20 protein-coding genes are annotated in these 18,025 nt (G+C 40.3%); 12 read left to right on the forward strand and 8 right to left on the reverse strand.

Annotated features, from left to right (window positions below; translation table 11 throughout):
• The first annotated feature begins 30 nt into the window (after window positions 1–30).
• From A7P54_RS09850 to A7P54_RS09870, 5 genes are all read left to right on the forward strand, one after another.
• Window positions 31–879: a class II glutamine amidotransferase gene (locus tag A7P54_RS09850; RefSeq protein WP_026057514.1), complete on the forward strand. Its 849-nt coding sequence runs from the start codon at window positions 31–33 to the stop codon at window positions 877–879.
• 9 nt (window positions 880–888) lie between these two features.
• Complete coding sequence (locus tag A7P54_RS09855) at window positions 889–1,293, forward strand: hypothetical protein (RefSeq protein WP_005205424.1); 405 nt, start codon at window positions 889–891, stop codon at window positions 1,291–1,293.
• Between the two features lie 250 nt (window positions 1,294–1,543).
• Complete coding sequence (locus A7P54_RS09860; RefSeq protein WP_004655155.1) at window positions 1,544–1,999, forward strand: bacteriohemerythrin; 456 nt, start codon at window positions 1,544–1,546, stop codon at window positions 1,997–1,999.
• A 244-nt stretch (window positions 2,000–2,243) separates the two neighbouring features.
• On the forward strand, window positions 2,244–3,326 hold the full coding sequence (locus tag A7P54_RS09865) for a hypothetical protein (RefSeq protein WP_171549449.1): 1,083 nt from the start codon (window positions 2,244–2,246) through the stop codon (window positions 3,324–3,326).
• Complete coding sequence (locus A7P54_RS09870) at window positions 3,326–3,640, forward strand: RnfH family protein (protein WP_171549450.1); 315 nt, start codon at window positions 3,326–3,328, stop codon at window positions 3,638–3,640. The genes A7P54_RS09865 and A7P54_RS09870 overlap by 1 nt, the downstream gene beginning before the upstream one ends.
• A gap of 62 nt (window positions 3,641–3,702) precedes the next feature.
• Here the strand turns inward: A7P54_RS09870 and bamE are convergent, their stop codons facing one another.
• Window positions 3,703–4,101, reverse strand: a complete 399-nt coding sequence (gene bamE / locus A7P54_RS09875; RefSeq protein WP_004805189.1) for an outer membrane protein assembly factor BamE — start codon at window positions 4,099–4,101, stop codon at window positions 3,703–3,705.
• A gap of 111 nt (window positions 4,102–4,212) precedes the next feature.
• Here bamE and fur point away from each other — a divergent pair, with 111 nt between their 5' ends.
• A complete protein-coding gene (gene fur / locus A7P54_RS09880; protein WP_004655147.1) occupies window positions 4,213–4,650 on the forward strand; it encodes a ferric iron uptake transcriptional regulator in 438 nt (145 codons plus the stop codon).
• Window positions 4,651–4,747: 97 nt separating this feature from the next.
• Here fur and A7P54_RS09885 read toward each other — a convergent pair whose 3' ends face one another.
• Window positions 4,748–5,866, reverse strand: coding sequence for a PilT/PilU family type 4a pilus ATPase (locus A7P54_RS09885; protein ID WP_171549451.1), 1,119 nt, complete (start codon window positions 5,864–5,866; stop codon window positions 4,748–4,750).
• A gap of 24 nt (window positions 5,867–5,890) precedes the next feature.
• On the reverse strand, window positions 5,891–6,928 hold the full coding sequence (locus tag A7P54_RS09890) for a type IV pilus twitching motility protein PilT (protein WP_004655144.1): 1,038 nt from the start codon (window positions 6,926–6,928) through the stop codon (window positions 5,891–5,893).
• Window positions 6,929–7,053: 125 nt separating this feature from the next.
• Between A7P54_RS09890 and A7P54_RS09895 the strand changes: the two genes are divergently transcribed.
• From A7P54_RS09895 to A7P54_RS09905, 3 genes are all read left to right on the forward strand, one after another.
• Complete coding sequence (locus A7P54_RS09895) at window positions 7,054–7,740, forward strand: YggS family pyridoxal phosphate-dependent enzyme (protein ID WP_171549452.1); 687 nt, start codon at window positions 7,054–7,056, stop codon at window positions 7,738–7,740.
• A gap of 187 nt (window positions 7,741–7,927) precedes the next feature.
• Complete coding sequence (locus tag A7P54_RS09900; protein ID WP_171549453.1) at window positions 7,928–8,674, forward strand: hypothetical protein; 747 nt, start codon at window positions 7,928–7,930, stop codon at window positions 8,672–8,674.
• Between the two features lie 164 nt (window positions 8,675–8,838).
• The gene (locus A7P54_RS09905; RefSeq protein WP_065342667.1) at window positions 8,839–9,234 is read left to right on the forward strand and encodes a hypothetical protein; all 396 of its coding nucleotides are present in this window, start codon (window positions 8,839–8,841) and stop codon (window positions 9,232–9,234) included.
• 118 nt (window positions 9,235–9,352) lie between these two features.
• On the opposite strand, the gene A7P54_RS09910 is transcribed toward A7P54_RS09905, so the two are convergent.
• The 4 genes from A7P54_RS09910 to A7P54_RS09925 form a co-directional block, all read right to left on the reverse strand.
• Window positions 9,353–10,021 (reverse strand): HAD family hydrolase, encoded by a 669-nt coding sequence (locus tag A7P54_RS09910; RefSeq protein WP_171549454.1) that lies wholly within the window; start codon window positions 10,019–10,021, stop codon window positions 9,353–9,355.
• 71 nt (window positions 10,022–10,092) lie between these two features.
• Window positions 10,093–10,365, reverse strand: a complete 273-nt coding sequence (locus A7P54_RS09915; RefSeq protein ID WP_005190908.1) for a hypothetical protein — start codon at window positions 10,363–10,365, stop codon at window positions 10,093–10,095.
• 29 nt (window positions 10,366–10,394) lie between these two features.
• Window positions 10,395–13,991 (reverse strand): AAA family ATPase, encoded by a 3,597-nt coding sequence (locus A7P54_RS09920; protein ID WP_171549455.1) that lies wholly within the window; start codon window positions 13,989–13,991, stop codon window positions 10,395–10,397.
• A 9-nt stretch (window positions 13,992–14,000) separates the two neighbouring features.
• Entirely contained in the window at window positions 14,001–15,251 is a 1,251-nt protein-coding gene (locus A7P54_RS09925; protein WP_171549456.1) for an exonuclease SbcCD subunit D, read from the reverse strand.
• A gap of 163 nt (window positions 15,252–15,414) precedes the next feature.
• Here A7P54_RS09925 and A7P54_RS09930 point away from each other — a divergent pair, with 163 nt between their 5' ends.
• On the forward strand, window positions 15,415–16,197 hold the full coding sequence (locus tag A7P54_RS09930; RefSeq protein ID WP_171549457.1) for a crotonase/enoyl-CoA hydratase family protein: 783 nt from the start codon (window positions 15,415–15,417) through the stop codon (window positions 16,195–16,197).
• A gap of 29 nt (window positions 16,198–16,226) precedes the next feature.
• Here the strand turns inward: A7P54_RS09930 and A7P54_RS09935 are convergent, their stop codons facing one another.
• The gene (locus A7P54_RS09935; RefSeq protein WP_004805203.1) at window positions 16,227–16,604 is read right to left on the reverse strand and encodes a VOC family protein; all 378 of its coding nucleotides are present in this window, start codon (window positions 16,602–16,604) and stop codon (window positions 16,227–16,229) included.
• A 157-nt stretch (window positions 16,605–16,761) separates the two neighbouring features.
• Here A7P54_RS09935 and A7P54_RS09940 point away from each other — a divergent pair, with 157 nt between their 5' ends.
• Entirely contained in the window at window positions 16,762–17,214 is a 453-nt protein-coding gene (locus A7P54_RS09940) for a GNAT family N-acetyltransferase (RefSeq protein WP_004805205.1), read from the forward strand.
• Window positions 17,215–17,504: 290 nt separating this feature from the next.
• Window positions 17,505–17,951: an ABZJ_00895 family protein gene (locus A7P54_RS09945; protein WP_004805207.1), complete on the forward strand. Its 447-nt coding sequence runs from the start codon at window positions 17,505–17,507 to the stop codon at window positions 17,949–17,951.
• Window positions 17,952–18,025: the final 74 nt, after the last annotated feature.

Genomic DNA, 18,025 nt, shown 5'->3' on the forward strand with positions numbered 1-18,025 from the left:
ATAGGCGTAGATGTTTGATAGTTTAAAGATATGTGCCAGCTATTAGGAATGAATTGCGCCACCCCGACAGATATTACTTTTTCTTTTCGTGGGTTTTCACAACGCGCAGGGGTGACCTCTGATCATTGCGATGGTTTTGGGATCGCTTTTTTTGAAGATAAAGCTTGCCGCTTGTTTGTGGATAATCAATCTGCGGTTGAATCTCCTATTGCTGATCTGATTCGTAATTATCCGATCAAGTCTCGCAACGTCATTGCCCATATTCGTAAAGCCACTCAAGGTAAAATCAATCTCGAAAATTCACATCCCTTTTTGCGTGAGCTATGGGGGAGACATTGGATTTTTGCGCATAATGGCGATTTACATGATTTCAAACCTGAGTTAAGTGGCCGTTTCGAACCGGTAGGGAATACCGACAGTGAATTGGCATTTTGCTATTTACTGGATCAGATGGTTGAAGCTTTTGGTTATACCGAACCAAGTTTAGAAGAAATTTTCTCATTATTGGAACGTATTTCGCCACAAATTGCAGAGCATGGCACCTTTAATTTCTGTCTTTCCAATGGTAAGGCCTTATTTAGCTATGCGACGACGAAGTTGCATTGGCTCGTACGTGAGTATCCATTTCAACCTGCACATTTAATTGATCTCGATGTAGAAGTCGATTTTAGTCAAGTGACCACGCCAGAAGATCGTGTTGCAGTGATCACGACAGAGCCGTTAACCCATAATGAAGCATGGACAGCATATCAAGCAGGGGAAATGATTTTATTCCAGCACGGTAAACCGATTCAGCATGCCTTAACACGAGTTGAGCGCTTAATCCGCGAAGCAGAAAATCCAGCCTTAAAACGCGTGACCAAAGCGGATCAGTACTGACGTATTCAAATGGATAAAAGTGAACTCATCTCCCGATTAATTTCTTTAGATTTACCCAAAGATGAGTATGTGGTTGTTGGTGGCGGGGTATTAGCCGCACATTGTATCCGTGATACAGCAGATATTGATCTTGTGGTAAGCCCAGAGTTGTTTTGTCATTTACAAGCGACCTGGAACCAGAAAATTCGCCCAAATGGGAAAATAGGACTTTATCAGGGCTGTTTTGAAGCTTATCTAGATGTGAACTGTGGTGACAGTCAGGAAAGTTTTCAAACCCTATTGGCAAGTTCTGATGTGATTGCTGGAATACATTTTATGCATTTATCTATACTCGCTGCATTTAAACGAAATTATGGGAGGAAAAAGGATTTATCTGATTTAAATTTAATAGCAGCATTTCAAAACAATAAATAAGACTATTTTGCTTGGATTTTTTTAATTTTAAAATTATTTTTTATAAAAATTAGATAGATATTTTTTCTTGTTGGTTAAAAAATACTTGAGTGTTTTGATCGGTTAAAATATTTAAATAAATATAAAACAAGGGTTTAATTTGTTTTCTTTATCAATAGTTAAAATCTGACAAAAACGCTGTGTTTTTATTTAATTGCTTTGCCGATATTATATCCTTATTCAATAAATCAAATATGGTTTGGGGTTCGATATGGGTATGAAATGGTCTGTCGAATATAATACAGGAATCGAGGTGATCGATGATCAGCATCGTCGTATTCTAGATTATATTAATGAAATTGATGAATTAAATGAGGGTGATGATCGGGCAAAATTAAAAGGTATTTTGGATAATATCATTGATTATACCCAGTCTCATTTTACCTTTGAAGAAAGCTTACAAGAAGAAGCAAACTATAAATATCGTGTACCACATAAGCGTGTACATGACTTATTTATCAAAAAGATAGAGACTTATCGTCAACGTTTTGAGCTGGGGCAAGAAATTGATAGCGAGCTACATGAAGCACTATCAAAATGGTTGATCAACCATATCCGTCATGATGATGCAGATTATGTTGGTGCTGTAAAAGAAAATATGATCGGAATCATTAAAGAAAATGAAAAGAAAAAAGGGAAAAACTGGTTTTCTCGTTTCTTCTCATAATAATAAGACAATAATAAAAGACCCCTTATGATAAAAAATAATAAGGTGTGGTATGAGTGAACATAAGGGGTCTACTTAATAATATAATAATTCGTGCGCAGCAAATCATCGTAAGGTGATTTGCTTCTTTCTTTCGATATCTTTTGTTTTGATTTTCAGGCGTGAGAAAGGCAAAATAGATTGAATATTTCATTGCGAACTCCATAAAGCGCAATGAGTTCAAAGATTTTTCAAGGAATGCATTATGCAGGACACAACTCTGTCACGCTGGCTTGCACCAGTGATGGCGTTTTGCCTATCTTTTGTCATGATTACCACATTGGCACCCACCGTTGGAATCCAGATTGACCGTCAATTCGATTTCTGGCTACTGTGGTTAGGCACCATGATTCTGTTGGCATTACCCATCGGTTATCTTGAAATTGCTTTAGCAAAGCGTTCGCAGACCACGGCATTACAAGCACTTTCAACCTTAACACGGGATGCAGATGCTTCACCTAGATGGCGTATCGTGGGCTGGTTGGCTGTTATATTTGTTCCATTCTTTGCAGGCAGTGTATTGACTGCCGCAACACATGTCGTGAGTCAGCAGCTTACGCTTGCTGTATCAGAGCAGATTGTTTTTGCAATCCTTGCCATAGCTGCACTTGGATTATCTTTTATCCCTCGCCAATTTTTAATTGCTTTGACAACGATTGGTGTGATTGCTGCATTTATTCTTGCCAATGTCATGGGAACACATCTAACGGCTTGGCATTGGACAGGAATCGAGTTTAAAGAGTGGGGCAATGCAACAGTTCTTGCTTTGGTTGCTAGTGGTTTAGGACTTGGGTTGTATTGGCAAAGTAGTTTAGTCGCAGTGAAAAAACAGGACGCCGCAACAAGTACTGCCTTGCCAATTTGGGTGGCGCAATTACTGGCTGTGATCGCCTTTGGTTTCTTCTCTGTGCAAGCACAGTTACCTGCATTGGCATGGGTGTTTGCTGCCATCATGTCAGCGGCACTCTTAATTCAATTTGCAAAAGAACAGTTGGCACAACGTCAGCTTGCGATCATGATCCAATGGGCGATTTTACTTGCTGCTATTGCTGTTTGGGCTGTACCGCAAGTGGAACAAATCTTTAATAGCCTGCTCATGCTTTGGGGATTACTGATTTGCTTGATTTACGCAGTATTTGCTGGCTGGATTATGAAGATTAGTCATCTGCGTAAAGCAATGGGCTTTAGCAATGAGCTGTTTTATAACCTCTGGCGTATTGCCATCCGTATCGTGTTACCACTTTCAATTGTCGTAGCAATCATTGCTGTGATTGGACAAGTGCTGTAATGGAGCAGGCTAAACAAGTATGGGTCGCTTTCTCAAGTCCTGAACAGCAATTTCATATTGCTGTCAGCTTTAGCGAGGGAATGACGGCCCAACAGGCAATTGATGCCAGTGGCTTAGCAGCACAGGCGGTACTACCAGAAGTTTTACAGTTAGGTGTATTTGGTAGCAGAATTGACGCGGATACAGTCCTGCAAGCAGGTGACCGTGTTGAAATCTATCGGGCACTTACCATTAACCCGAATGATATTCGGCGTAAGCGGGCAGCAAAGAACCCAGTTGGGCGATTTATCAAAGGTAATCGCTTTAAGGCATAAAGCTGATAAGTAAAACCCCTCATGATTGACTCGATGAGGGGTTTCTTTTTACTGGAAAGCCGTTATAGTGGTGGCGCAGTCAAAATAGCTTCTTTTGATGCCGGTAAACCAGGTTGTGATTCTGGAATCGTATCTAAACCTTCTAAGCGTTCTACGTTACCATTCGCATCAAAATAAACTTTTAAATGTTGACCGTGTGCCGCAGGTATTTTTGCTTTTTTCGCATAAGTACCTGGGATATAGTTGTAGATGTAGTCCCAACGTTGTGGGTTCAGTGGATCTGTCACTGTTGGACTACCAAGCAAGAAACGGACTTGCTGAAAGCTCATGCCCACTTGTACTTGAGAAGCTTGTGCTTTGGTTAATGGTGTTCCTTGTGGAATATCAACTTTATAAACACCAAAGACTGAACAACCGCTAAGTACTGTAGTGACGAACAACGCCAGCATGATTTTTTGCATTTTGCTACACTATCCTGATAAATGATGATGCATTTGAGTCAAGGATAGATCATACTGCATCTAAACTCTATTGCCTATTCCAACTTAAGATTTGTTGAGAGACCTTTTTTTATGCCGATTTCTAATCAAGACTTACGCAAAGCTGGACTTAAAGTTACCCTTCCTCGTATTAAGATTTTGGAATTATTAGAAAATTCAAAACAACATCATTTAAGTGCTGAAGATATTTATAAAACCTTGCTTGAACAAGGTGAAGATGTTGGCTTAGCGACAGTTTACCGTGTGTTAACACAATTCGAAGCTGCGGGCATTATTCAGCGTCATCATTTTGAAAACAATCACTCTGTTTTCGAAATCATGCAGGAAGATCATCACGATCACCTTGTTTGCTTAAACTGTAATAAAGTTATTGAATTTACAAATGATATTATCGAGAAAGAGCAACATTCAGTTGCAGACCAACATGGTTTTGCCTTAACTGGACACTCTTTAAATCTATATGGCTACTGTAGTGATGCAGAATGCCAAGAGGCTTATCGTAAAAAATAAGTTGTGTTGAGTAAAAAATCTAAGTGTTCACGAAAATTGAACAAATAAAAAAGGGAAGGTTACAAAAACCTTCCCTTTTTTAATGGCTTAGTTTGAATTATTGACCATCGAAGGTAATGTTACGGCTGGCACTCAATAACTGGTCTGCACCTTCTTCTGACAGTTTGATGGTGAGGCGTAAGTCGTTTGGCGAATCCGCATGTTTTAAAGCATCTTTATAGGTGATCTGTCCTGCCTTATAAAGGTCGAATAGAGCTTGGTCAAAGGTTTGCATACCCAACTCACGTGAACGTTTCATCAGATCTTTAATCTCATGAATTTCACCCTTACGGATATAGTCAGCCAGAAGTGGTGTATTAATCAGAATCTCAATCGCAGCACGACGTGAATTACCATCTGGTGTTGGAATCAATTGCTGTGCAACGAGTGCTTTTAAGTTCAGCGACAAGTCCATATACAATTGACTATGACGGTCTGCTTCAAAGAAGTGAATGATTCGATCGAGGGCTTGGTTGGCGTTGTTGGCATGCAGGGTAGCGAGGACCAAGTGACCTGTTTCGGCGAAAGCGATGGCGTAGTCCATGGTTTCACGTGAACGAATCTCACCAATCAAGATCACATCTGGCGCCTGACGTAGTGTATTCTTCAATGCAATTTCAAATGAATCGGTATCAATCCCGACTTCGCGCTGTGTCACAATACAGCCAGCATGTTGATGTACAAATTCAATTGGGTCTTCAATAGTGATGATATGACCCTTAGAATTGTGGTTACGGAAACCAATCATTGACGCGAGAGACGTTGATTTACCTGTCCCTGTAGCACCAACAAAAATGATGATGCCACGTTTAGTCATTGCCAGCTCTTTGAGTACTTCTGGCAGTTTTAGATCATCCATGCTTGGAATATGCGTTTCAATCTTACGCAGTACCATACCTGGCATATCACGTTGCTGAAAAGCACTGACACGAAAACGCGCCGTCTTTTCACGGTTCATGATTGCGAAGTTACATTCACGTGTGTCTGCAAATTCTTTACGCTGTTTGTCGGTCATAATGGATTGAACCAATTGACCCACAATTTCCCCTGAAAGTTTCGATTTAGAAACAGGCACGATCTGCCCGTTAATTTTCATTGAAGGTTCAACATCCGCAGTGACAAATAAGTCCGATGCATTTTGTTGAATCATCAAATTGAGTAAATCATTAAAGTCCATGATATTTCTCTAATCCATTTATTTTTATAGGAATGATTCAGGTTGTTTTGCCACAGTACGTGCAGTTTGAGGGCTAATTAAGCCTTTAGACACCAGTGTTTTTAGGCTTTGATCCAAAGTGGTCATCCCGTAGTTGGCACCTGTTTGGATCGCAGAATACATTTGTGCAACTTTGTTTTCACGGACAAGGTTACGAATCGCAGGAATCCCGATCATGATTTCATGTGCAGCCACACGACCACCACCATTCTTTTTCAACAGGGTTTGAGAAATCACGGCTTGTAGAGATTCAGACAGCATGGCACGCACCATGTCTTTTTCTTCTGCAGGGAATACGTCGATGACACGGTCAATGGTTTTTGCCGCAGAGGTGGTATGCAGTGTACCAAACACCAAGTGACCTGTTTCCGCAGCGGTCAGTGCCAAGCGGATGGTTTCTAAGTCACGCATCTCACCGACCAGAATAATGTCAGGGTCTTCACGCAGTGCTGAGCGAAGTGCTGCATTAAAGCCGTGGGTATCACGATGCACTTCACGTTGGTTGATTAGACATTTTTTCGATTGGTGTACAAATTCGATTGGATCTTCGACCGTTAGAATATGGTCATAACGGTTTTCGTTAATATAGTCGATCATCGCTGCAAGTGTGGTCGATTTACCCGAACCCGTTGGGCCTGTGACGAGTACAATTCCACGTGGATAATCACAGATTTCTTTGAAAATTGAACCTAAGCCCAAATCTTCCATCGTTAAAACTTTAGATGGAATGGTACGGAATACCGCACCTGCACCACGGTTCTGGTTAAATGCGTTGACACGGAAACGGGCAATATTCGGTACTTCAAATGAGAAGTCAGTTTCTAAATCTTCTTCAAAGTCACGACGTTGTTTATCATTCATAATGTCGTACACCAAGCGATGTACATCTTTATGTTCAAGTGCTGGTAAGTTAATACGACGAACTTCACCATCCACACGAATCATAGGAGGCATACCCGCTGAAAGGTGTAAATCGGAAGCACCGTTTTTAACTGAAAAGGCGAGTAGTTCTGTAATATCCATAATTTCCCCGAAACAAACTAAAATGTCTCATTATTTTGTAGAATAATATAAGGCTTTCATTCGGGCTTACCAACACCTTAAAGAATGGAAAGCAAAAAAAGATTTCGTAAATGAGAACTGTGTCAATGAATCAATCGCAACAATCCCGCCAATCTGTTTTAAATCAAATAGAACAAGCCTGTCAGCGTGTTCAACGTGATCCTGCAACAGTGCAATTGTTGGCGGTTTCCAAGACACATCCCAGTGCCAGCCTTCGCGAAATGTATGCAGTTGGACAGCGTTGTTTTGGTGAAAACTATTTACAGGAAGCATTAGAAAAAATTGAGGAACTACAAGACCTAGAAATCGAATGGCATTTTATTGGGCATGTACAACGTAATAAAACCAAGCATCTGGCTGAAAAATTTGACTGGGTGCATGGGGTTGATCGTTTGATCATCGCTGAGCGTTTATCCAGTCAGCGTATCGAATCTCAAAGGCCTTTGAATCTTTGTCTGCAAGTGAATATTGATGGGCAAGATTCTAAAGACGGTTGCCAACCTGCTGAGGTCGCTGAACTTGTTCACCAAATCAGCCAGCTCCCCAATATCCGCTTACGTGGTTTGATGGTGATTCCTGCACCCGAAAATCATGCTGCATTTGCTGATGCGAAAGTGCTATTCGAGCAAGTGAAAGCGCAACATGCACAACCGCAAGACTGGGATACCTTAAGTATGGGCATGTCTGCTGATCTGGACACTGCAATTACGGCAGGTTCAACCATAGTGAGGGTAGGAACTGCATTATTCGGAGCACGGGATTATTCAAATTAATATAACGTGAATTGAATAAAGAGCAGTAGAAATAAAGAACAAATTACAATTATATAAAATATCTCTGCTGCTGAAAAAAACGGCATAAATTAGAATGACGTGTTTATTCATTTATATTCAAGCTGAATATAAATGAATCACGATTATTTTTACAAAGATAAAAATTGAATTTAGGATCACGTTTAAAATGAAAAAACTCTATTTTTTAATCTCTTTTATTTTATGTCTATTTTTAGCAGCGTGCAGTAAAAAACAGAGTGATGTGGCTGCAGAGGCTGCCGATAGTAATGCGAATGCTCAAGTGGCTGTAGACGAGAAACTGGGTACCAAATGGGGCGATGAGATTAGCTCGCATGTGACTGAGGTGAATTTAAGTCGTTTAACCGAGCAACCGATTGCTGAATCACAAGTCCGTTATGCCAATAAACAATATCAAGGCAAGACCGTTAATAGTATTTCGTTGGCAGCAGGGAAAATTAGTTTTTCTATTGTTGATGATACTGATCAACCCTTTGCTTTATCTCGTGATGGCCAAAACTATTATCTCTCAGCAAAAGATGGTCAAAGCTACCAATTAAAATATGAAAACCATACTGACAATACCTATGAAGTGGTGGCAAGTGTTGATGGGATTGATGTTTTAGATGGCAGTGCCGCTTCACGAAATAATGCAGGTTATGTACTGCATCCGCACAGTGAAATTACCATAGAAGGCTTCCGTAAGAGTGACTCTGCTGTCGCTTCTTTTACCTTTAGTAAGCCTGAGGATGCTTATGCGGCAAATTCGGATAATGGCTTAATTCAGAATACAGGCATTATTGGAACAGCGATTTATCAAGTTGAATCACTGAAGTCTGCTGATGCAGCCGCAGAAGAAAAGCCGTCTAAATATGCTCCTCCACCGAAGGCTTTCCCCGCTGATAAGAATGAATAATGGATGAGAATATCCCTAAAAGATTGGTTAGCTTGAAGGGATGTTCTTATTTAAAAATAAGAATTTCTATAAGACGTTTAAAATCATATAGATTTTGATCGGCCAATAATGATAAATGAATAGAAGGTAATCTAGCCTCTGTTATTTAAAATGTAGGTATATAAATGAATATCGCAAAATGCATATTGACTGTTTTAATTGTTGTTATATGTACTTCTAGTAAGGCAACTCCAACACCTGAAATTGAAAAAGCAGTTATTTCTGAGCATAAAACATATCAGGATTTTAAAGAAACTTTTATGTTTTTAATTGCAAAACTAGCTGAAAATACTGGAAATGATTCGCAACAAGATGAGGTCATTGATGCGCATTGGGCATGTGTACATCAAAATCAAATTGTTAAGATGTTTAATAATAATCAAAAATATAGAAAACAGTTTGACCAGGAGTTTGCTAAAGAATATACAACATTTGATGATACTTTAAAGGGCTTTCAAAAGTCTGTGCTCGAAACCAAATCTGTTTGTGCTGAGATGAAAACAGCCTACGACAAAATTTAAAGTTCAAAAAGGGGTCCAATTAGAACCTAATTCATCCCTTAAATGACTTCGAACTTGACCAAATGGTTATGCCTGAATTTTTAAAGGGCTTTGTGCATATTTTCTTTTTTTAAGTTATTTACTTTAAGCCTTTTAATTTTTCGATGAAGTTTTTAAAATCATGAAGATTTTGATCAGCTATTGCTGAGGAAATCGCTGGATTGGGATGAAAGAAAATGCTTTTCATCCCGACAGCCTGTGCACCTTGTATGTCTGCCAGTTCATTATCTCCGACAAAGATACAATCTTTTGGGTGAACACCAAGCTGCTGACAAGATAATAGAAAAATTGCGGGATCGGGTTTTCTGAGTCCAACTGCCTCGGAAACAATGATGCTAGAAAAGTATTCAGTCAGCCCTAGCGCATAAAAATTATGTTCTTGAAAGGGCGTTCTGCCATTAGAGATTAATCCAATTAAATAGCCTTGCTGTTTTAATTGGATGATAATGTTTTCCACATGTTCAAAGCAGCATGAAAATTTATTAAAATCATTGATATAACTGGCTAAAAGGATTTCTTTAGCATGACCTTGAATTGAAAATTCATGAATCAGATTTTCATAAACACGATCTTTCCAAACTTTGCCATTATCATCTAATTCAAGAAAGCGTTGGATAAATGGCTCTCTATCATCGGCAGCAACCAATTGAAAGAAATTAACCTGCCAAGTAAGGAATTTTATTAACGACGTTGTTCGATCTAGTAAGGTTTGATCGAGGTCGAAAATAACAGCTTTTTTCTGATTCATGTGATTTAAGCATGGTGATTATTTAATCATGATAGAATTTGCTCACACATGAGTTCAATCTGAAAGTGTAACTAACTAAATTCTAAATCGTGTTGGTTAATTGCTTGTTCAATTGAAGAAAACCATTTACAGCGAGACTGAGGAGATTCCTCAAGTAGTAACTCAATGGTTAGTTTTTTAAAATAAGCATGATCCTCACTCGAGGAGGTGGGGCTATAAAAATTAGTGCATAACACAGCATATTGTTTTGTGTCTAAGTTATATAAACAAACGTATTCCGCAAGTTGTTGATCGGAAATACGTTTGAATATTGGTATAAATTGATATAGATCATTTTGTTGCATTTTTTCATTTCCATAAGTAAAGATTACATTTATCCCACCACTTCAATCCGACTCGAACCTGATCCAATAGGTTGTACCTGAATTTGTACAGGAATACGCTCATGCATTTCCTGAATGTGCGATATTAAGACCACTTTACGCCCTTGGCTTTGCAGTTGATCCAGCGCATTCATCACCATATGCAACGAAGAGGCATCTAGCGTCCCAAAACCTTCATCAATAAACAGGGATTCGATTTTCATGGAACCCGAGGCCATATTGGCAATTGCCAAAGAAATTGCAAGGGCAGTGAGGAAGGACTCACCACCAGACAGAGAAGCCACTGAACGGGTTTCTCCATCCATATCATGGTCAATGATGGCTAGACTGAGGGAGTTATCCAAACGTTTTAAGGTATAACGCTGTGACAACATGCTGAGTTGTTGATTGGCATATTCAAGCAGAATATCCAGATTATATTGCTGGGCTAAATCACGGAAATCCTTACCTTTAGAATCGCCAATTAAACTGGAAATTTTATTCCAGCGATGTTCCTGCTGCTGAATCTGCTGGATTTGATCTGCAAATTGCTTTTGCTTGGCAAGGTTTTGTTGATGTAGTTCCAGTTTCAGCTTGAACTGATCACGTTGTTCGCCTTGCTGTTGTAGCTTCTCACGATTGAGGTGGATGTGCTCAAGCAACTGAGTGTATTCGATGGGTGGCTGTTGTTGCTGATGCATGTGTAATTGCTGTTGCAATGTTTTTAGGGCAGAGGCGGCTTCATTGAGCAAGCGTTCTGCATGTTGTAGCGATGTTCGAATGTGCTGTTCTTGTTCAGCTCGAATAGCAAGTAAATCAGCTAATTGATGTTCTTCAAATTCAGCATGCTGGTCTAACCATGCTCGAATTTCAGTCTTGGATTGGATGAGGGTAGATTGTTGTTGCTGCTGTTGGGCTTTGAGCTGTTCCAGTTCATTTTTCTGCTGTTCAAAACTTTGACGAGCCTGTTCAAAACGCTGCTTGATCTGCTGATATTGATTTTGGAGTTGCTGACGCTGTTGATCGTGTTGGTTTAACCATTCATTGGCTTTAAGTTCGGTTAAGCCTGTCATTGCCACAATCAGTTGATGCGCTGAGTCTGTATTTTGTTTGCCTTTAATCTCGACATCTTTGAGTTGCAGGCTAAACTCCGTATGTTGAGTAATCAAGCTGGTTAAATTGGATTTTAATAGATTCAGTTGCTGTTCAAGCTGCTGCTGTTGTTTGCTGAGTGTTTCAGCTTGTTCAAGTTGTTGAGCGCGTTGCTGTAAACGTTGTGCTAACTGTTGGGTGTAGCTTAGCGTCTGCTGCTGCCATAAGCCTCGTTCATCGCTGCTCAGGCAATCTACAATATGTTGAATCTGTTGCTGTGACTGCTGTACGCTTTCGAGTTGATAGCGGATATTTTGAATCGTTTGAGTCAGGTGATAGTGGTCTTTATTGGCCTGATGCAGTTGCTGTAATTCAATTTCAATCTGCTGTTTGAACTGGGTTGCCTCATTGATGTATTGCTGTTGAACTGTAGTGATTTCCGCATGCGACTGAGTTAAATCTAGTAGGATCTCGAACTGTGCTGCATGTTTGACTAATTCCTGATGTTGCAGCTTGAATTTGTCATCTGCTTGTTGCACTGCGGATTGCAATTGCGTCAGTTCGGTACGAATCTGGGTAAATTGCTGTTGTGTATTTTGCCAAAGCTGGAAAAATTGTTGTTCCTGTTGAATGGCCTGTTGCTCTTGCTGTTGTTGCAGCTCATACAAGGCTTTGGAGAGCTGGCTGGCATCATCACGATAGGGGTGTTCGGTGCTGCCACAGACCAGACAGGCTTCACCATGTTTGAGTTCTGCACGGAGATGTTCAATATTTTCAGCATGTAATAAACGCTGTTGTTGCAATATCTGCTGCAATTTTTCCCGTTCAGTTTTTGCAGACTGGAATTCGCCTTGGCTAGTTTGCAGTTGTTGGTCCAGCTGCTGATGTTGTAGCTGCGTGCTACTGAGCTTATGGCTTAGTTCATCCCGTTCTTTTTTAAGTTCAAAATAATGCTGTAGTTTTTGTTGAATCAGATCAAATTGACTTAGTCGGGCCTGTTGTTGTTCTCTGAGTTTTTGTTTCTGTTCAAGATGGCTTTCAATCTGTTGTGGTGTGCCAAATTTTTGAATGAGCTCATTCAACACGATCTGATCTTGTTCAAGCTTGGACTGAGCCTGTTGAATCGAACCTAAATTCTGTTCGACTTTTTGGTATTGCTGAATAAATTGCTGCAGTTGTTGAAGGTGTGCATTCAAGCCTTTATCTAAAGTGGAGAATTGCGCGCTCTGTTGCAGTTGTTCAGAGCAGCTTTGTTGTTGTATGGATAGACTGTGGCGACTTTGTTCAAACTGCTGCTGTTGCTCAAGTAATGGTTGTTGTTGCGCTTCGTTTTGGTTTAAGCGAACTTTGGTTTTCTTATATTCATCGGCAATATATTCCCGTTCCTGTACATATTTACGCACTTGGCTGAGTTCATGCTGATGGTTTTGTTCAAAACTCTGAAATTGCTGTAAGGCTGTTTCAGCCTGTGTATAAGCTGTTTTTTCTTGCTCAAATTGGGTGCTTACAGTGGTAAATTGCTGCTGCTTGTGTTGAATCTGCGGTTCAAGCTGTTGCAGTGCTTTTTCCAATTGCTGCTGTTGGAACACAATCGGACGAATGCCTGAAAAGGTTTCGAGTTGGCTGAGTCGATTGCGATCTGCGGCTAAAGCCTGATGTGCTTGAATTTGAATGTCATGCTGTTGTTGTTTCAGTGTGATTTCAGTTTCGAGTTTCTGTCGCTGTTCAAACCATTGTTGCTTTTGATTAAGCTGAACTTTGTCGGCTTCCAACTGTTGAACCTGTTGTTGTATCTGCTGAAATTGAGTCTGTAATTCGGTAACCTCTTCATCTGAACGGATTTCAATATGACCGAGTACATTTTCGAGTTGTTTGCGTTGGTTGCTTATTTCACGAGTCTTTTCAAACGCCAGTTGTCCAATTTTGGCAAAAATACTGGAATTGGTCAGATATTCTAATAATTCACCACGCTCATTATCGCGTGCTTTTAAAAATGCGGTGACTTCGGACTGTGCCAACAGTACCGCACGGGTGAATTGCTCAAAACTCAGTTGAGTAATTTGTTGAATATGTGCTTCAACCGCTTTGGTTTTATCTGCAATCACCACGCCATCGGTCAGGCATTTCAGTGAGCGTTGTACACTTTGCAGTTTGCCACTGGCATTTTCACGGGCACGTTTAATTTCCCAACGTGCGAGGTAATGTTTCTGGTCTTGTGCCACAAAACACAGTTCAGCAAAACCATGTCCTGTACCGCGACGTAGAACCGTTAAAGGGGAGTTGGTGAGTAGTTCCGAACCATCGACATCTAACAGTTTGCCGTCACTTTCTTTGAGACGGGGAATTTTATTAAATAACGCCAGACACATGGCATCTAAAATCGTAGATTTACCCGCACCGGTTTTTCCGACAATGGCGATCAGTCCCGCACTGGCCAAAGGCTCAGTTTCAAAATCAATAAAATGTTCATCTGCCAGAGATGCCAAATTTTTCAGTCGAATTGATAAAATTTTCATGGCAGGTCCTTAAACAGTCTGATCATCTTCAAGTTGCTTTTGTGCTTCTGCGACCAAACTCATAAAGTCTTGAGTGACTTCATCATCGGCGTGATAGCCTTTTTTCTCCCAAATTTGCTGAAATAGTTTTTCGGGTGTCGGTGGTTCTAAGCTAATAGTTTGCTTGTTCTCGGCATTAGTTTCATTGGATAGATATTGTCTGGAAATGCGCACCAGTCGATACCGATCTTTGGGCAAAGCATCTTCAAATTGTTGTCGTAAATTGGGCTGTGGTGGCGTCGTGGTGTGATATTCGATATCGACATATTCACGATGCTCAAGGTTTTCGATCGGTTCATTTGGCAGATTGCGAAGGCGTTGCATGACTACAGTAAGTTCATCTTTAATTTTATACAATTGAATACTTCTGGGGATCGGCAAAGCTTCAAAGTTAAACGAATCTTCACTTTTTTTAGGATCAATCGTAACTTCAACCACTTGGTGATTGTATTTGATTTCGCTAAATGACAGTGGAATCGGTGAACCACTATAACGAATATGTGGATGCTGTACTTTTTGTGGTTTATGCAAATGCCCCAGTGCTACATAATCAAAGCTGTCGTTGAACAGAGCTGTAGATAGGGCTTCTTCATTACCAATAATAATCGGTCGTTCTGAATCCGAAGTTTCCCCACCTTGCATATGCGCATGTGACATCAGAATCAGGGCCTGATCATCGGTTTTACGACGTTTAGCTTCTTCAATTAATTGTTGGTGTAGATAAGCAATCGCATTTTGGCTATTGGTAGTGTGCTCATTAAAACCTGTGATTTCAGCTGAACGTAGGAATGGCAGGGCAATACACCATGCCACAATCTGCTTTTGTTGATCATAAATTGGCAAAATTAAACGTTCTAAATCCAATGTTTTATCTTGATTCCAGCGAATCACACCGACCGTTTTCGCATTGTATTTTTCTAATAAGGGCTCGACTTGTTCAATGCGATAGCCCGAATCATGATTGCCTGCAATCATCAAAGTTTGCATATGTGGGGCAAGTTCATGTGCATCGGCAAGGAATTGATAGAGTTGTTTTTGTGCCTGTGAGCTCGGGTTGATCACATCAAAGATATCACCCGCAATCAGTAAAGCATGTGGTTGTTTTGCTTTGATCTGCTGAAGTAACCATGTCAGAAATTGTTCATGTTCGTAGTGGCGGGAATGATTATAAAAAAACTGCCCCAAATGCCAGTCAGACGTATGAAAAAAACGCACGGTCATAAATGAATCTAAAAATAAAATAAACCCGAATAAGGTAGCACGTATTCAGGTGGAAGGGAGAGCCTTGATGAGCAGAAAAGCACTACAAGATGTGCCTTGATCATTTTTCAACGATGCTCTAGTTTGATCTCAATGCCATTATTTTAACAATGAGGAAGATAAAATGAGCTTAGGTCAAGTAAGCCGTGAAGTCATGGATCAGATTATGTTGATCGGTCTGGATCGTGTGGAAAAACGCAATGCTTTTGATAGCCATATGATTCATGACCTATCTCTGGCACTTACCGAATATGAAAACCAGCCTGAACTGCGCTGTGCCGTGATTTTTGCGCATGGTGATCACTTTACTGCAGGCTTAGATCTGGTGGAATTACAGTCCAAAATTTCACAAGGTATTTTTAATTTTGAGGCTGAGCAGATTAATCCGTGGGGAACGGGCGGGCGGCATCGAACTAAGCCTGTGGTGGTGGCTGTCCAAGGGATTTGTTATACCGCTGGCGTGGAACTCATGCTGAATGCTGATGTGGTGATTGCCAGCGAAAATACAGTATTTGGCCAGCTTGAAGTGCAACGAGGGATTATGCCTTTTGGTGGGGCAACGGTGCGCTTTGTACAAGCTGCTGGTTGGCAAAAAGCTATGCCTTATTTATTGACGGGGAAGACCTTTGATAGCAAAACGGCGTATGAGCTGAATCTCCTGTCTGAAGTGGTGGAATCTGGGCAACAACTTGAACGGGCCTTGGAAATTGCCAAAGAGATTTGTAGTGCCGCACCGTTGGCAGTGCAAGCTTTATTGGCATCTGCTACCGATGCAGTCGTGGAAGGCCAAACAGTTGCATTTGAAAAAATGAACAATTATTTGATGCCGTTGTTTGTATCCGAAGATGCTCAAGAAGGGGTTCGCGCCATGTTAGAAAAACGCCCACCGCAGTTTAAGGGGCGGTAACAATTTTAATTTAACTTGAGTTTGGCAAGTTATTGCGCCTGTTCATCGATTTCACAAATCCCAAAGGTATTATGATCGAGGTCGATGAAATAGCCTTGCCAGCAGCGGTTCGGAATCGCAAATTTATCCATGGCGATAATCCCACCTAAACTTAGGATTTTAGCTGCAGTTTCATCGAAATTTGCCACTTCTATACTACAGGTAAAGGCATTGGTTCCACATCCTGTTGCTGGTGTTGCTGCAGGACGTTGTAATAAACCACCATGAATTCCTGTGGTTGCGATACGATAATATTCAATCGGTAGGCCTTCTACTTTTTCAAATTGCCAGGCAAATACGGATTGATAAAAGTGAATGTCACGTTGTGGATCTGATGACTGAATTTCAAAATAAATAATGTTGTTCATTCAATCTGTCCCTAATTTTTATAGTCGTAGAATTATTCTAAAGAGATATGGAATTGAAAGACGAGACATTTATGTAAGCAGCTGCGCATTTTGCGGTTTAATCATAAAAACGCGTTGAATACATTTGAGTAAGATATAAGAGGTTAATTCTGTATTGATGAAAATTATTAAATTAGCGAATCATCCTGAATTGCAAGAACAGGCTGCAATCTGGTTTTCAGATAAATGGGGGATTCCTATTGAGGCCTATCGAGACAGCATACAAACCTCGATTGAACAGCCAGAGGGAGTTCCGCAATGGTATGTGATTTTGAATGAACATCAGCACATCATTGCTGGCACTGGAGTGATCGACAATGATTTCCATGAGCGCAAAGATCTCAGTCCAAACCTATGTGCTTTGTTTGTTGAGGAAACTTACCGAAAGCAAAATATCGCCAAACAACTATTGGATTTTGCCCGAGCAGAAATGAGAAGTTTAGGATTTGAAAAGCTTTATCTGGTGACAGATCTAGATGATTTTTACGAAAGGTGTGGCTGGACATTCTTAACCACGGTGACAGAAGATGAGGGTGGACTGATTAAAATGTATGTTGCCGATACGGTTTAATTAAAATACAAATTTCAGGCAAATAAAAACCGACGATTCGAGTGATGATAAATCGTCGGTCAAAATCTTTTTCAATGGTTCTGGCTGCTAACACAACCATTGTTAAAGATGGAGAGTCATAATGAAAGGTCACCGAAAACATTGCGGATGCCGTGCAATGTACAATCGGTTGCTGCGACCTTGTACCTTATATAACGCTACTGGTTGAGGATTGGTTGACATAAAAATGAAAAAAAAGTGAAAAAAATTTATAATTATTTTCTAAAGCCAGTCTAATTAGGTTTATCTTTATGATTTCATTGCGTTTGTACTATATCTGGTTTTTTATAATTTGTTTTACTGCAACATTGTTGGCAGGTGTATTGGCAGCTATTTTACCAAATAGTATTGGTGGCGTGTTGACTGCGGTTCCTTATTTAATTGCGATCATTGTTATTTTATTCAAATTTCTCAAGCAACAACGCCGTGCACCGACGCCACAGGAACGAAAACGTTTAAGCATCGGCTTTAGTCTGATCTTTTGGGGCTATAACGCATGTGGCTTACTCCTCGGTCTGTTTATTTTTGCACGTAAAGATCCTGAAGTTTGGCAGAACTTTTTACTCTATCTGAAACAGCCCCAATTTTTGCTGACGGTATTGGCGATGTGGTTTGTGATTGCTGTACCGTTATTCTTAATTACCTATTGGTTTTATGGACCGCAAGCACAAAGAATGGCCAATAAAATGTTCAACTAGTTGAACAAAGTTCACTTGTAATTCACTTTCATTCTGCTAAGACTTAGATATCGAGCTGATCAATATCATGCAGG

The sequence above is a fragment of the Acinetobacter sp. Ac_3412 genome (genome assembly GCF_013072675.1).
Classification (GTDB): domain Bacteria; phylum Pseudomonadota; class Gammaproteobacteria; order Pseudomonadales; family Moraxellaceae; genus Acinetobacter; species Acinetobacter higginsii.

What these genes read in the sequence shown, in the direction of transcription:
- A7P54_RS09935 (WP_004805203.1), bottom strand. Translation starts at nt 16,604, where the DNA reads ATGAACAACATTATTTATTTTGAAATTCAGTCATCAGATCCACAACGT.
- fur (WP_004655147.1), top strand. Translation starts at nt 4,213, where the DNA reads ATGCCGATTTCTAATCAAGACTTACGCAAAGCTGGACTTAAAGTTACC.
- A7P54_RS09905 (WP_065342667.1), top strand. Translation starts at nt 8,839, where the DNA reads ATGAATATCGCAAAATGCATATTGACTGTTTTAATTGTTGTTATATGT.
- A7P54_RS09860 (WP_004655155.1), top strand. Translation starts at nt 1,544, where the DNA reads ATGGGTATGAAATGGTCTGTCGAATATAATACAGGAATCGAGGTGATC.
- A7P54_RS09920 (WP_171549455.1), bottom strand. Translation starts at nt 13,991, where the DNA reads ATGAAAATTTTATCAATTCGACTGAAAAATTTGGCATCTCTGGCAGAT.
- A7P54_RS09895 (WP_171549452.1), top strand. Translation starts at nt 7,054, where the DNA reads ATGAATCAATCGCAACAATCCCGCCAATCTGTTTTAAATCAAATAGAA.
- A7P54_RS09885 (WP_171549451.1), bottom strand. Translation starts at nt 5,866, where the DNA reads ATGGACTTTAATGATTTACTCAATTTGATGATTCAACAAAATGCATCG.
- A7P54_RS09865 (WP_171549449.1), top strand. Translation starts at nt 2,244, where the DNA reads ATGCAGGACACAACTCTGTCACGCTGGCTTGCACCAGTGATGGCGTTT.
- A7P54_RS09915 (WP_005190908.1), bottom strand. Translation starts at nt 10,365, where the DNA reads ATGCAACAAAATGATCTATATCAATTTATACCAATATTCAAACGTATT.
- bamE (WP_004805189.1), bottom strand. Translation starts at nt 4,101, where the DNA reads ATGCAAAAAATCATGCTGGCGTTGTTCGTCACTACAGTACTTAGCGGT.
- A7P54_RS09870 (WP_171549450.1), top strand. Translation starts at nt 3,326, where the DNA reads ATGGAGCAGGCTAAACAAGTATGGGTCGCTTTCTCAAGTCCTGAACAG.
- A7P54_RS09900 (WP_171549453.1), top strand. Translation starts at nt 7,928, where the DNA reads ATGAAAAAACTCTATTTTTTAATCTCTTTTATTTTATGTCTATTTTTA.
- A7P54_RS09890 (WP_004655144.1), bottom strand. Translation starts at nt 6,928, where the DNA reads ATGGATATTACAGAACTACTCGCCTTTTCAGTTAAAAACGGTGCTTCC.
- A7P54_RS09850 (WP_026057514.1), top strand. Translation starts at nt 31, where the DNA reads ATGTGCCAGCTATTAGGAATGAATTGCGCCACCCCGACAGATATTACT.
- A7P54_RS09910 (WP_171549454.1), bottom strand. Translation starts at nt 10,021, where the DNA reads ATGAATCAGAAAAAAGCTGTTATTTTCGACCTCGATCAAACCTTACTA.
- A7P54_RS09945 (WP_004805207.1), top strand. Translation starts at nt 17,505, where the DNA reads ATGATTTCATTGCGTTTGTACTATATCTGGTTTTTTATAATTTGTTTT.
- A7P54_RS09925 (WP_171549456.1), bottom strand. Translation starts at nt 15,251, where the DNA reads ATGACCGTGCGTTTTTTTCATACGTCTGACTGGCATTTGGGGCAGTTT.
- A7P54_RS09855 (WP_005205424.1), top strand. Translation starts at nt 889, where the DNA reads ATGGATAAAAGTGAACTCATCTCCCGATTAATTTCTTTAGATTTACCC.
- A7P54_RS09930 (WP_171549457.1), top strand. Translation starts at nt 15,415, where the DNA reads ATGAGCTTAGGTCAAGTAAGCCGTGAAGTCATGGATCAGATTATGTTG.
- A7P54_RS09940 (WP_004805205.1), top strand. Translation starts at nt 16,762, where the DNA reads ATGAAAATTATTAAATTAGCGAATCATCCTGAATTGCAAGAACAGGCT.